The organism is Planifilum fimeticola (assembly GCF_003001905.1).
Lineage (GTDB): Bacteria > Bacillota > Bacilli > Thermoactinomycetales > DSM-44946 > Planifilum > Planifilum fimeticola.
This window is the reverse complement of sequence record NZ_PVNE01000044.1, coordinates 1-14,466: the sequence shown is the minus strand read 5'-3', so window position 1 is coordinate 14,466 and position 14,466 is coordinate 1. Positions and strand designations below refer to the sequence as shown.

Below are 14,466 nucleotides of genomic sequence, written 5' to 3'. Positions count from 1 at the left end.
AAACATCAAAAAAATGGCCTTGCTCCTCTCGAAGAGAGGAAAAGGCTTTGTGATCCGCCTAATTTACCAAATCTAATTTCCTTTATCTGTTTATTTCCCATAAACATGCAACCCCTGGCGCTTTTCTTGCGAAAAGAGCCAGGGGGTTTGTCATCAATCTCAGCGCCCTTGCCGGGCGCTTTTTTTGGATACGGATCGCAGGCGGAACCTTCCGCCCCTACGTCGTCACCACCAGCCTGGCCACGGTTCCCGACGCCAGGCGGTCGAACCCCTCGTTGATCTGCTCCAGGGGAAGCGTTCCGCTGAGGAGCCGGTCCACCGGAAGGCGGCCCTGCCGGAACAGATCGATGTAGCGGGGGATGTCCCGTTGGGGAACGCAGCTGCCCACGTACGATCCCTTGATCGTCCGCTCCTCGGCGGTCAGAACGACCGGCGGAATCGACAGGCGCCGGTCCGGATGCGGCAGGCCCGAAGTGACGGTCACGCCTCCCCGGCGGGTGATCCGGAAGGCGAGGTGCAGGGCGTCCACCACCCCCGCCGTCTCGAAGGCGTAATCGACGCCCCCGGCGGTCGCCCGGCGGATCGCCTCCTCCATGCCGTCTTCGCGGGCGTCGAAGGTGTCGGAGGCGCCCAGTTCCCGGGCGAAGGACAGCTTTTCCCCCTGGACGTCGACGGCGACGATCTGCCTTGCGCCCGCCAGGCGGGCACCGAGCAGGGCGCACAGTCCGACGCCGCCCAGTCCGACGATGGCGACGGAGCTTCCCGGCTTGACGCCGGCGGTGTTGAGGACGGCGCCCACCCCCGTCATCACTGCGCATCCGAAGAGGGCGGCCTGCTCAAAGGGGAGTCGGGGGTCCACCTTCACCAGGGAATGGCGGGAGACCACGGCGTAATCGGCGAAGGCCGAAACGCCGAGGTGGTGGTGGATGGTCGTCTCTCCCCGGTGAATGCGCCGGGCGCCGCTCAAGAGCGTGCCCTTGACGTTGGCTTCCGCACCCGGCTCGCACAGCGCCGGCCGGCCCTCGCGGCACGGCAGGCAGTGGCCGCAGCTCGGAACGAAGATGCACACCACGTGATCGCCGGGGGAGAGATCCGTCACCCCTTCACCGGTTTGCACCACCTCACCGGCGGCTTCGTGTCCCAGCGCCATCGGCACCGGGCGAGGACGACTCCCGTCGATCACCGATAGGTCGGAGTGGCAGAGGCCCGCCGCCCGGATCCGGACCAACACTTCGCCGGGACCGGGTTCATCCAGCTTCACCGTTTCCACCTTCAGCGGGCGGCTGTCGGCATAGGGGCGGGGAAGGCCCATTTCATACAGCACGGCGGCTCGCGATTCCACTCTCCTCCTCCTCTCGTCGAAAAGTTTTCCCACATGTACAATTCACCGAACGGTTCAGGAGAAAACCCGTTCTTTCCGGGATTCGCCGATGTCCGATTCCTCTATTTCATTCCGGTAGGTTTCGGAGGCCAGGTAGACGGCCAGCAGCGTTACCAGAGACATGCCGATCAAATAGACGGCGATCGCCCAGGGAGCTCCTCCGGTCCAGGCGAGCAGGGCCGTGGCGATCATCGGGGGAAGGCCGCCGGCGAACACCGATGCCAACTGATAGCCGATGGAGATGCCGCTGTAGCGGACGCGGGTGCCGAACAGCTCCGACAGGAAGGCCGCCTGGGGTCCGTACATGGCCGCGTGGCCGACGGCCATCGCCAGCACCACGGACAGTCCGATCCACACCGCGTCTTTCGTGTCGATCAGCCAGAAGAAGGGGAAGGCGAACAGCGCCGTGAAGGCGGCTCCGCCCAGGTAGACGGGGCGCCGGCCGATGCGGTCCGAGAGCGCCGCGAAGATGGGGATCATGACCAGTTCGAGGGCCGTGGCCAACAGCACCCCGTTCAGGATCATGCCCCGCTCCACCCCCAGTTGATCGGTGGCGTAGGTCAGGGAGAAAACGCTGAAAATGTAGAAGGAGCCGTTTTCGGCAAACCGTGCGCCCATCGCCACCAGCACCTGTTTGGGATGACGGCGAACCGCTTCCAGGATGGGCTGCCGGGCTTCCGAAGCGGTTTTTTTCACCCGTTGAAAGGCGGGGGTTTCCATGATTCGCAGGCGGATGAACAGCCCTACCGCCACCAGCAGGATGCTGAAAAGGAAGGGGACGCGCCAACCCCAGGCGAGAAACTGCTCCTCCGGAAGGGTGGAGAAGGGAGTGAAAACCGCCGTCGACAGAAGCAGGCCCGCCGGCACGCCCATCTGCGGCCAACTCCCATAAAAGCCCCGTTTCCCCTTCGGCGCGTGCTCCACCGCGAGGAGAGCGGCTCCGCCCCATTCGCCGCCGACGCCGATTCCCTGAAGCAACCGCATGGCGACGAGCAGGGCGGGTGCCCAAAGGCCGATGGTTTCATAGGTGGGCATCAGTCCGATCAAAAAGGTGGCGACGCCCATGATCAGCAATGAGAGCACCAGCACGGATTTTCGCCCGACCTTGTCTCCGTAGTGCCCGAAAATCAGACCGCCCAACGGTCGGGCGACGAAGCCGAGGGCGAAGGTGCCGAAGGATTGCAGGGTCCCGATCAAGGGATCCGATTCCGGAAAAAAGAGGCGGGGGAACACCAGCGCGGTCGCCGTTCCGTACAGGAAAAAGTCGTACCACTCGATGGCCGTCCCGATAAAACTGGAGGAGGCGGCTTTGACGATTTCCCTCCTGCTGCGGTTCCCGTTCATGAACATCCCTCCGTATGCGTGATGGGTGAGTCGGGCACTGCCGCAAGTCCATTGTATATTATATTGAAAATATTATAAACAATTTGTTTATTAAACCGGGATCGTTGCCGCCGTAAACGGTAGCCTTCAACTTCCGCTGCCCCGGGGGATTTGATATAATCAAAGTTCCAGATCAGCAAGGCTCATCGACGGAGGCGATTTATGAACGACGAACGGATTCACCAGGTGATTGCCGAGGAGTTGGGGATTCGCCCCGCCCAGGTTCAAGTGAGCGTCCAACTCCTCGCCGAAGGAAATACGATTCCCTTCATCGCCCGATACCGGAAGGAACGGACCGGGGAGCTGGACGAGGAGCAGCTCCGGGCCATCGAGGAGCGGTACCGCTATCTGCGGCAGTTGCAGCAGCGGAAAGCGGAAGTGATCCGTCTGATCGAGGAACAGGGGAAGCTGACGGAGGAACTGAGGAGCAAGATCGAGCAGGCCGTCAAACTGCAGGAAGTGGAAGACTTGTACCGGCCCTTCAGGCCGAAGCGGAAGACGCGGGCCTCCGTCGCCCGGGAAAAGGGCCTGGCCCCCCTGGCCGAGTTGATGATGAAATCCCGGGACGAGGCGGAGATCGAGGAGGCCGCCCTGCGCTTCATCGACGAGGAGAAGGGGGTGGCCTCGGCGGAGGAGGCCCTGGCCGGAGCGCGGGATATCGTGGCGGAAACCGTCGCCGACGACCCGGACGTCCGCCAATTTGTGCGGGAGTATACCTGGAGAAGGGGCGTCCTCGTGTCCAGCGCCCGGGATCCGGAGAAGAAAACGGTGTACGAGATGTACTATGAATACAGCGAAGCGGTGCGGCGCATGCCCGCCCATCGCATCCTGGCGGTCAACCGGGGAGAGCGCGAGGAAGTGCTGCGGGTGAGCATCGACGTGGAAGAGGAGGAGATCCTCCGGCGGATTCTGGAGCGCTTTCCCCACCCCGCCCAGCGCCATCTGAAGGAGGCGGTGGAGGACGGTTACAAGCGGTTGATCGCGCCCTCCGTCGAGAGGGAAATCCGAGCCATGATGACGGAGAAGGCGGAAGAGCAGGCGATCCGCATTTTCTCGGAAAACCTGCGCAACCTGCTGCTGACGCCGCCGATCTCCGGCAAGCGGGTGCTGGGGATCGATCCGGCTTACCGCACCGGATGCAAGCTGGCGGTGGTGGACGACACCGGCAAACTGCTCCACACCGACGTGATTTTTCCCACGCCTCCGGAAAACCGGGTGGAGGAGGCGAAGCGGATCACCCGAGCCATCATCGAGGAGTATGGCATCGATCTGATCGCCATCGGCAACGGAACCGCCTCGCGGGAGACAGAGGCCTTTGTGGCGGAGCTGATTCGGGAGCTGGACAGGGAATGCTACTATATCATCGTCAATGAAGCCGGAGCCAGCGTCTATTCCGCCTCCAAAACGGCCCGGGAGGAGTTTCCCCATCTGGATGCGGCCTCCCGCAGCGCCGTCTCCATCGCCCGTCGGCTGCAGGATCCGCTGGCGGAATTGGTGAAAATCGATCCGAAGGCGGTGGGAGTGGGACAGTATCAGCACGACGTGTCCCAGAAACGTTTGGCGGAGAGTCTCACCGCCGTCGTGGAATCCGTCGTCAACCACGTGGGGGTGGATGTGAACACCGCATCCCCGGCCCTTCTGGGCTATGTGTCCGGGATCACCTCCGCGGTCGCCAAAAACATCGTCAAACGGCGGGAGGAGTCCGGCCGCTTCAAAAACCGGGAAGAGTTGAAGGAGATCCCCCGCCTCGGGGCGAAGACCTACGAACAGTGCATCGGATTTTTGCGCATTCCCGACGGGGATCACCCCCTGGACAAGACGCCGATTCACCCGGAATCCTACCCGGTGGTGGAGCGGCTCCTGGACGAGTTGGGATGCGGCCACGAGGCGATCGGCACCGAGGAATTGAACGACCGGCTGCGCCGGGTGGACGTGTCGTCCATGGCGGAGCGGATCGGATGCGGCGTTCCCACCCTCCGGGATATCATCGAAGCGCTCTTGAAGCCGGGGCGGGATCCCCGGGAGGAGCTGCCGCCGCCCATCTTTCGTTCCGACGTGCTGAAGCCGGAGGATCTGCGGCCGGGAATGCAGCTGAAGGGTACGGTCCGCAATGTGGTCGATTTCGGCGCCTTCGTGGATATCGGTCTCAAAAACGATGGATTGGTGCACATTTCCCGGATGAGCGAAAAATATGTGCACCATCCCTTGGATGTCGTCTCCGTGGGGGATATCGTCGATGTGTGGGTCTGCGGGGTGGACCTGGAACGGGAACGGGTTTCCCTCAGCATGGTTCCCGTCTCGATCGGTGAAGGAGAATAGATTGAGATGAAAGCGGGAAAAGGGGTGCCGAGAAGCACCCCTTTTCCGAACCCGCCGGGAGATGAGGGATTACAGCCATGAAAAACTGCCGATGGAAAGGAAGGGTTTCCTTGATCCGCCGCGTACTCGTCGTGCTTCTGATGATCGCGGCCTTGATGGCGGCGCTTTTTTTCATCTTCCGCGAATGGTTCCGTTCGGGGGAAGTCCGGGAGCTTCGTCTTCCCGCCGACCTGGCCCGTCACTATGCGGAGGCGGAACGGGAGACGGGGGTCTCCTGGGCGTATCTGGCGGCGATCGACGAGGTGGAATCGGGGTATGAGCAGGCTACTCCGTCTTCCATACGGGAGAGGGCCGGTTGGATTCGAGAAAGGACCGAAGGGAACGGCCACTCCGTGAGAGCGGCGGAACGGGCGATTCGCCAAGGGTTTCCGGACAACCGGGCTGAAGAGATCCTGGAAATCGCCGAATCGTACCGGTGGATGGTTCCGTCTTTGACCGAGGGATATGCCTTTCCCTTTCGGAGATCGGATCGGGATCGCGTCTCCTACTCGGATACCTGGGGAGCCGGCCGAACCTACGGCGGCGATCGGAAACACGAAGGAACCGATCTGATGGCGAAGAAGGGGATCCCCATCCTGTCGGTTGCCGACGGGGTCATCGTGCGCAAAGGGTGGAACCGGCTCGGGGGATGGGCCGTCACCGTCATGGACCGGAATCATCCCCAGATCTTCTACTATTACGCCCACATGAGCCGTTACGGCGAGGGGATCAAGGCGGGACAACGGGTGGAAAGGGGCCAAGTGATCGGCTACGTGGGAGACAGCGGTTACGGCCCGAAGGGGACGACGGGAAAATTTCCTCCCCACCTCCATTTCGGCATCTATGTCCGGGAAAGCCTATTGTCATGGGAACGTGAGGCGATCAATCCCTATCCTTTGCTGAAGGTGTGGGAGGCGGAAAAATAAAAAAACGCCTTCTGCGGCGCTCTGGTGTCGGAAAGGGGGAAACCCGATCAGCCCCCCAAGGATGTTCGGTCTTTTTTGCAAAAGGTGAACCAACACTCGTTCAGATAGCGGATCTGCCACCGGTCCTTGCCGTGGAAGGCCCGCATCAGCTGTTTTCGCAGCCATCTGGGCATAGCTGTCCCCTCCTGGATTTTTCCCTCTTTGATTACCCATATTTTATGTGGAATGGAGGTTGTCCGTGTATGATTCTTGGCAATTCCCCGGGCGGGAGGAGGGACCCGTGAGCCGGAAACGGGAGATGAGCGATTTTGCGCTTCAGCGGTGGGTGGAGGAGATTTCCGAGCGGGATTTCGGAAAGCCCTTCCGGCATACCGCCCGCTTTAACCATCGGCTGCGCACCACGGGCGGGCGGTATTTTCCCGGGGATCACCGAATCGAGATCAATCCCGCCTATCTGGAAGCGGGGGAGGAGACAGTGCTGGGCATTATCCGCCACGAGCTATGCCATTACCACCTGCACCAGGAAGGGAAGGACTTTCGCCACCGGAGTCCCGAATTCCGCAAACTGCTCGCCCAAGTGGGGGGATTGCGCTACGCCCCGCCCCTCCCGGGAATGCGCAAGTCGCTGCCGGTTCGCTACGCCCTGATCTGCCTTCACTGCGGGCAGATCCATTACCGGAAGCGAAAAATGGATCCCCGCCGCTACCGCTGCGGCGCCTGCGGCGGCCCCCTGGCGCTTCGGGAATTGAAATGAGGACGATTGAAGAGTTGTCCATGGTGAAAAAATCAAAGTCTAGGTTGCTGAATTTGGTGATTAATACATCCGGGCATCTTGCCTAAAGGGTCCAAGATGTCCGGTTTTTTGTGGGTGGTGATTATTTGAGGTTAGGACTGTAGCGCTACAACTGTAGCGATACAGCACAAATCAGAAATGAATCACATGCCGGAAAGTGGTATATTTTCAAATGCACTTTTTATTTGGAATGTTGGCATGCGTCTTGCTATTTTTGCAAAGTGGAAATTGAAATGAAAGGGGAGATTGTCCTTTGGCCAGATCTCAAATTCTTGCCATTGATGCCGGAGGGACGATGACAGATACCTTCATCATTGATGAGAACGGGGAGTTTGTCGTGGGTAAGGCCCAATCTACTCCGGAAGACGAATCCATCGGTTTGATCAATTCCGCCAAAGACGCTTTGAGTTACTGGGGTCTAGAGCTTGGGGATGAACTTCCCAACCTGCTGGCAGGGGTATATTCCGGCACGGCGATGTTGAACCGGCTGGTTTCCCGCAGAGGACGTCGCGTCGGATTGGTCGTCAACAAAGGCATGGAAGATAACCACAGAATGGGCAGGGCCATTCAATCCTATCTCGGTTATTCCTATTCCGACCGGATACACATCAATACCCACCATTATGATCCTCCGCTTGTACCGAGGGATCTTACCGTCGGTGTCACTGAACGAGTGGACATGTTTGGAAACGTGATCATTCCCCTGTATGAACACGAGGTGGAGAAGGCGATCCAATCGCTGTTAGATAAAGGAGTGGAAGCGATTGTTATCAGTTTGCTCCATTCGTACAAGTATCCGGTTCACGAACGAATGATCCGTGACAAAGCTTTGGAGATGATCCGGGCAGCGAACAAAGATATTCCCGTCTTTGCTTCCGCCGATTACTATCCGGTGCGCAAAGAAAGTCACCGAACGAACACCACGGTCGTGGAAGCCTATGCCGCCGATCCCTCCCGAAAGACGTTGGAGCAGATTGATCGTAATTTGGCCAAACACGGTGCCCGCTTTAACCTGCGGATCATGGCCAGTCACGGGGGAACCATCGGTATCCGTTCCAATGAATTGGCTCGCACTCTCGTTTCCGGTCCCATCGGCGGTGTCATCGGCGCCAAGTACCTCGGTGAGAAGCTGGGCATTTCGAATATCGCCTGTTCCGATATTGGCGGCACGAGTTTCGATATTGCCTTGATCACCCAGGGAGACTTGAGTATAAATCCGAGTCCGGATATGGCACGCCTCGTTCTGTCAGTACCGCTCGTTTCCATGGATACGACCGGTGCGGGCACAGGGAGCTATGTGAGGGTCGACCCCAATTACGGCAACTTGACTTTGGGACCGGACAGCGCCGGTTCTCGCGTAGGGGTTTGTTATCCCGAGGGAGGGGTGGACACCGTTACGGTCACTGACTGCCACGTCGTTCTCGGATTGATCAACCCGGACAATTTTCTAGGCGGGGAGATAAAGCTTTACCCGGAACGAGCCTATGAAGCCATCAAAAAACAAATTGCCGATCCCCTCGGTTTGTCTGTGGAGGATGCCGCTTACGGTGTCACGGAACTTTTGGAATCCCAACTTCGCAATTATCTGGAATCGATGATTCTCGGAAAAGGTTACTCTCCCTCTCAATACGTCTGTTTCTCCTATGGAGGTGGCGGGCCTTTGCATACCGCAGGCTACACTAAGGGGCTCGGCTTTGAAGACGTGATCGTGCCAGCGTGGGCGGCCGGGTTTTCGGCCTTCGGCTGCGGAGCGGCCGATTTCGAATACCGCTATGACAAGACCCTCGATATCAACGTGCCGGATCGGGCTGACGCCAGGACCATTCTTGCCGCCGGGAAAGAATTGCAGGCCTCCTGGGACGAATTGATGGAAAAAGTTGCGGATGAATTCTCCAAAAGCAATTACTCCCGCGACGATGTCAATTTCCGGCTGTATTTCAGGATGCAATACCAGGGACAATTGAACGATTTGGAAATTGAGGCCCCCATCAAGCGGTTCCGGGGAGTGGGCGATTGGGAAAAACTGGTCCGGGCCTTTGAAGACACGTATACCCGCGTTTATGCCAAATCCGCCCTGTCCCCCGAACTGGGATACAGCATAACCAGTGCGATTGTGCGCGGCGTCGTGGAAGTGGCCAAGCCCAAAATCCCGGAGGAACCCTTGGACGGAGAAACGCCCCCGAGTGAGGCCTATTTGGGCAAACGGCGCGTGTATTGGGACGGCAGGTGGATTGAAGCGGACATTTGGGAGATGGAAAAGTTGAAGCCCGGAAACCGGATTAAAGCCTTCTCCATCCTGGAGTCTCCGGCGACCACCTTCGTCATTCCCTTCGGGTTTGAGACCTATCTGGATCAGCACCGCCTTTTCCACCTGAAAGAAGTGCGATGAACATCCGCATGAAGAAGGAGGTATATATCCATGGCCATCCAACAGGAAGAGTTGTTGGGCAAGAAAACCGGGAAAAAAGGGATCGGCTGGGGAGGAAAAACCTTGAAAGAGATGCGCCGGGAAATTACCCGGTTGAGTAAGGAAACGGGTCACTACGCCGGCTTGACGAGACTCCCGCTGAAGGAATCGGATCCGATCCGCTTCGAAAAAATCTTTTCCAAATTGCGGGGAGGCATCGTTCATGCCCGGGAGACGGCGAAAAAGGTGGCGGCTTCTCCCATTGTCGAACAGGAAGGGGAATTGTGTTTCAGTTTGTACACCCCGGAAGCCGACTCGATCGTCACCTCGACCGGGATCATCATCCATGTGGGAACGATGGGTGCGGCCATCAAGTACATGATTGAAAATGATTACGAGGAAAATCCGGGGATTGAAGACGGGGATATCTTCTGCAACAACGACAACAGCATCGGGAACGTCCACACTTGTGATGTCCACACGATTGTGCCCATTTTCTGGGAAGGCGAACTGGTCAGCTGGGTGGGGGGCGTTACCCACGTGATCGATACTGGCGCCATCGCTCCGGGGAGCATGGCGATCGGACCGGTGGATCGGTACGGGGACGGATACCAGGTCACCTGCCGGAAAATCGGGCGAAACGATACCCTGTTCAAAGACTGGATTCTGGAAAGCCAACGTTCAATCCGGACGAAAAAATACTGGATCCTTGATGAAAAAACCCGGATCGCCGGTTGTCACATGATCCGCAAGCTCGTGCTGGACATCATCCGCGAGGAAGGGATCGACACTTACAAACAGTTTATTCGCGAAATTATCGAGGACGGGCGGCGCGGATTCGTCAACCAGGTGAAGACCTTGCTGATTCCCGGCAAATACCGCGGCGTCTCCTTCTGCGACGTTCCCATGAAGAAGAACAACGTGCCTGCTTACGCAAAAGTGGATACGATCATGCACTCCCCCTCGGAGATCACCGTCCACAAAGACGGAAAACTGGAGATTGACTTTGAAGGGACCAACCGTTGGGGCTGGCACAGTTTCAACGCGACCTCCGTATCCATCACCAGCGGGATTTGGGTGATGTTGTCCCAAACCCTTCTGCCGAACGACCGGATTAACGACGGTGCCTATTACGCTAGCAAATTCGGCCTTCCCCGGGGATCCTGGCTGAACCCGGACGATATCCGGACGGCCCACTCGGAAACCTGGCACTCCCTGGTGACGGCCTGGACGCCGCTGTGGCGCGGACTCAGCCGGGGATATTTCGGCCGGGGCTATCTGGAGGAAGTCAATGCCGGGAACGCGCACACGACCAACTGGCTGCAGGGTGGAGGCATTAACCAGTACGGGGAGATCCACGCTGTCAACAGCTTTGAAGCGGCGGCGGAAGGGGTTGGCGCCAGTGCCGTGAAAGACGGAATCAGCCACGCGGCGGCCCTGTGGAACCCGGAAGGCGACATGGGAGACATGGAAATCTGGGAGCTGGCCGAACCGCTCATTTACCTGGGACGGCAAATTTTGCCGGGTTCCGGCGGTGCCGGTAAATACCGCGGCGGAAACGGATGGCAATCCCTCCGCATGGTCTGGGGAGCGAAGGATTGGACCATGTTCTTCTCCGGCAACGGGTACATGTGCACCGACTGCGGACTGATGGGGGGTTATCCCGCCGCCTCCGGTTATCGGTTCGCGGCGCACAACACCGACCTGAAGGAACGGATCGCCAAGAAGTTGCCCATCCCAACCGGCGGCGACATCGACCCCGACAATCCCGTGTATGAAACCTTGATGAACGCCCGGGTGATTCATCGCGACAAGCAATGCGTCACGACGGAGGAGTTGTTCGAAGACTACGATCTGTATCTCAACTACTTGCGCGGAGGCCCCGGATTCGGCGATCCCCTGGAGAGGGATCCGAAAAAGGTGGAGCAGGACCTGAATGAAGGCCATATTTTGCCGCGTTATGCCGAAAGCGTGTACGGCGCCGTGTTCACCCAAAAGGATGACGGCTCCTATGCGGTCGATGTGGAAAAAACGCGGGAAAGGCGCAGTCAAATGCGGAAGGAGCGGCTCAAGCGCGGTATTCCGACCAAAAAATGGATGGAGAAGGAAAGGAAGAAAATCCTGAACAAGGAAGCCTCCCTGCAAGTGCTTCACATGTACGCCGGAAGCTTCGCTCTGAGCAAGAAATTTACGGATGAATTCAAAGCCTTCTGGGATCTGCCGGAAGATTGGCTGGTTTATGAAGACGAGCTCGACATGCCGATTTACGGCGCCCACAGGGCCTGGTATCGCAAGAACGATAAAAGGTTGAACATCGAAGGGCATACGGAGGTGCTCGGATATGGCGAAATACGAACGGAAAACCATTGAGGATCTGATTGACGGCAAGCTCGAGTTTTACAAAATCAAGGAGATGCTCTCCAGCCACAAGGACCCGGAACGCTTCGAGACGTACCTGCAGGTTTTGCAGGAACGGGTTCCCTGGGAGGATCCGATATTGCTTCCCTACGGCCTCCACTTGTACATCGTGCAGAAGCCGAACGGGGATCGGATCGTCAAGTGCGACTGCGGTTATGAGTTCTGCGACTATCGTGACAACTGGAAATTGCACGCCCTGATCTACGTCCGGGATACCGAAGAAAAACTGAACGAACTGTATCCGAGACTGATGGCCCCCGACCCCGAGTGGCAGGTGATTCGCGAATATTACTGCCCGGGATGCGGCGTTCAGTTGGAAGTGGAAGCAGTGACCCCCTGGTATCCGGTGATCAAAGATTTCGATCCCGATATCGACACCTTTTACAAAGAATGGCTTAAAAAACCGCTTCCTGAAGCGAAGTAACACGGCATAATGGTTCCAGGAGGCTGCGCAACAAAGGGACAAGAGGCTAGGTAGAGACGGATTTTCCGCCGAGAGACAAGACTTCGAGTGTAGGCGGAAATCCTGTCCCGCTTCTACAATTGACATGCGACGGCATAGGAGCCGTCGCATTTTTTGGGTTTTACGTTTATATTGTTATCAGCATTGAAAATTGAGGACGAAGCGCATCCCCATACAATATGTTATAATAATTCAAAACAAACTGATTTCCGGTTTGGGGGAGAACAATATGGCAAAATGCAATATTGCCATTTACTCCACTCTGGAAGTGAACCAAAAGAAGAGGGAATTAGCTTCCAAATGGGAATACTTCGTCAGACAGAATCGAAAGCCCAGAGAAATCCGCTCAGTAATTTATGATTCATGGAAGCGATGTCAACAATACGGTGTGGATCCATACCAAAAACAGTCAATAGTTGTTCTGCCCGACGACCGGTTGGCTGAACTCATACACAAGTCGAGGCTTTACCGGGTTTCCCAACCGATCATAAAAGATTTGGAAAAACAAATTCGGGATACTAAACACCTTATTACCCTTTGTGACAAAACGGGATGCATTCTTTATTTGCAAGGCGAACATCGCATATTGAATATGGCTGAAAAAATGAATTTTGTTAAGGGAGCAAATTGGAGCGAGAGGGCAGCCGGTTCCAATGCAATCGGTACATGCATCGCAACGGGTCAACCTGTCCAGGTTTTCGCTTATGAACATTACTGTGAAGGTGCACATCCCTGGGTTTGTTCCGCCGCTCCGATCAAAGATCCTTTAACGGGAGAACTTTTGGGAGTTTTTGATTTGACTGGACCATGTGATCTTGCCCAGCCGCATTCGCTATTTCTCGCTCAAAATATCTCAACATTAATCCAACAAAGCTTTGCCACCATATCATATAAAATCCGACAATATTTACTGGATCAATATAGTGAATCGGTCAGAAGATGGAGATCGGATTCGATAATAGCTCTGGACTCTATGTTCAACGTCGTTGCAGCTGGACCAAATTGCTTATCCTTGTTGAGGCTTGAAAATTGGGAACAATTTTGGCGTCGGCCCGAACTAAATCCATTGAAAACGGAGATATTGAGCGGTAATGGAGAAGAGTCAGAGGTCTATTTGGATTCGTTGCAATTAAATGTTTACATTCTGAATATTATTTACGATGGGGAACGGATCGGGTATCTCCTGCGCCTGGAGAAATATCAAAAACGACGATTCTCGAAGTCCAACTCTCCAAACTGGAGAGGGCTGATCGGACAATCGTACTCTTTTCAATATGTTATCCAACAAGCCCAAATTGCTTCGCCAACGGATGTTCCTATCCTCATCACCGGAGAGAGTGGAACCGGGAAAGAGCGATTCGCGCGAGCAATTCACCACACGAGTTTGCGGAGAGACGCTCCGTTTATAGCATTGAATTGCGGTGCGATTCCTAAGGAGCTAATGGCTAGTGAACTGTTCGGTTATGAACCCGGCGTATTTACCGGAGGAGACCCGAAAGGAAAAAAAGGGAAATTTGAAGAGGCCAACGGGGGTACCTTGTTGCTGGATGAAATCGGAGAGATGCCTCTTGATCTACAAGTGCACCTGTTACGTGTTTTGCAGGAAAAGGAAGTCGTTCGCTTGGGTTCATCTCGGCCGATTCCGATTGACGTTCGAATTATCGCTGCAACGAACCAGAACTTAATTGAATTAATTCAACGTGGTCAATTTCGAATGGACCTGTATTTTCGATTGAATGTAGTGGAGATTAAACTTCCACCCTTGAGGGAGAGAAAAGAAGATATCGTTCCACTGTGCCTACATTTTGTGGAAAAATGTTCGAAGAAACTTGGAAAACCGGTTCCCACTATTGATGAACGGGTTTTTTCTTACCTCCGCGACTACCATTGGCCCGGAAATATACGGGAGTTGGAAAATGCGATGGAATACGCAGTTCTCTTCTGCAGCGATAATCACATCACGGTCTCTTCCTTGCCTGAGTCCTTGCGCATTCGACTTTTAGAAAACGAATTATCGGAGCGGAAAAATTTCGAAAAATTAACCACGTTGGAACAGAATGAAAAGAATAAGATTATTCAGCTGCTTATCGAAACGAATAATAACCTGTCGGAAGTGGCCAGGAGGTGCGGAATTGCCAGAACGACACTGTATCGGAAATTGAAGAAATATAACTTACGATAAATCTTGGGGGCGGGCGTCTTAGAAGAAAAGGATGTCAGTTGAATTTCGGTGGCGTCAGATTACAAGCTATTTCAAAAACATGATCTGCCAATGTAAAATGGAAGTATGAGTACGAGACATGAGCTGACAGACGAACAATGGGCTGTGATTGAACC

10 protein-coding genes are annotated in these 14,466 nt (G+C 56.0%); 7 read left to right on the top strand and 3 right to left on the bottom strand.

Annotated elements, in window-relative coordinates; genetic code table 11:
• Positions 1-217: 217 nt before the first annotated feature.
• Positions 218-1,342 (bottom strand): zinc-dependent alcohol dehydrogenase family protein, encoded by a 1,125-nt coding sequence (locus tag CLV97_RS16990; protein ID WP_106346722.1) that lies wholly within the window; start codon positions 1,340-1,342, stop codon positions 218-220.
• 54 nt (positions 1,343-1,396) lie between these two features.
• A complete protein-coding gene (locus tag CLV97_RS16985; RefSeq protein ID WP_245891692.1) occupies positions 1,397-2,725 on the bottom strand; it encodes an MFS transporter in 1,329 nt (442 codons plus the stop codon).
• Positions 2,726-2,926: 201 nt separating this feature from the next.
• Between CLV97_RS16985 and CLV97_RS16980 the strand changes: the two genes are divergently transcribed.
• Positions 2,927-5,083: a Tex family protein gene (locus CLV97_RS16980; protein ID WP_106346720.1), complete on the top strand. Its 2,157-nt coding sequence runs from the start codon at positions 2,927-2,929 to the stop codon at positions 5,081-5,083.
• A 110-nt stretch (positions 5,084-5,193) separates the two neighbouring features.
• On the top strand, positions 5,194-6,048 hold the full coding sequence (locus CLV97_RS16975) for a M23 family metallopeptidase (protein ID WP_146130540.1): 855 nt from the start codon (positions 5,194-5,196) through the stop codon (positions 6,046-6,048).
• 47 nt (positions 6,049-6,095) lie between these two features.
• Here the strand turns inward: CLV97_RS16975 and cmpA are convergent, their stop codons facing one another.
• Complete coding sequence (cmpA, locus tag CLV97_RS16970) at positions 6,096-6,221, bottom strand: cortex morphogenetic protein CmpA (protein ID WP_106346718.1); 126 nt, start codon at positions 6,219-6,221, stop codon at positions 6,096-6,098.
• 125 nt (positions 6,222-6,346) lie between these two features.
• On the opposite strand from cmpA, the gene CLV97_RS16965 reads away from it, so the two are divergent.
• The 5 genes from CLV97_RS16965 (at position 6,347) to CLV97_RS16945 (ending at position 14,311) form a co-directional block, all read left to right on the top strand.
• Positions 6,347-6,802, top strand: coding sequence for a SprT family protein (locus CLV97_RS16965; protein ID WP_106346723.1), 456 nt, complete (start codon positions 6,347-6,349; stop codon positions 6,800-6,802).
• Positions 6,803-7,094: 292 nt separating this feature from the next.
• Positions 7,095-9,230 (top strand): hydantoinase/oxoprolinase family protein, encoded by a 2,136-nt coding sequence (locus tag CLV97_RS16960; protein WP_106346717.1) that lies wholly within the window; start codon positions 7,095-7,097, stop codon positions 9,228-9,230.
• A 30-nt stretch (positions 9,231-9,260) separates the two neighbouring features.
• The gene (locus CLV97_RS16955) at positions 9,261-11,618 is read left to right on the top strand and encodes a hydantoinase B/oxoprolinase family protein (protein ID WP_106346716.1); all 2,358 of its coding nucleotides are present in this window, start codon (positions 9,261-9,263) and stop codon (positions 11,616-11,618) included.
• Positions 11,590-12,090 (top strand): acetone carboxylase subunit gamma, encoded by a 501-nt coding sequence (locus CLV97_RS16950; protein ID WP_106346715.1) that lies wholly within the window; start codon positions 11,590-11,592, stop codon positions 12,088-12,090. The genes CLV97_RS16955 and CLV97_RS16950 overlap by 29 nt, the downstream gene beginning before the upstream one ends.
• A gap of 268 nt (positions 12,091-12,358) precedes the next feature.
• Positions 12,359-14,311: a sigma-54-dependent Fis family transcriptional regulator gene (locus CLV97_RS16945; RefSeq protein ID WP_106346714.1), complete on the top strand. Its 1,953-nt coding sequence runs from the start codon at positions 12,359-12,361 to the stop codon at positions 14,309-14,311.
• The last annotated feature ends 155 nt before the right edge of the window (positions 14,312-14,466 follow it).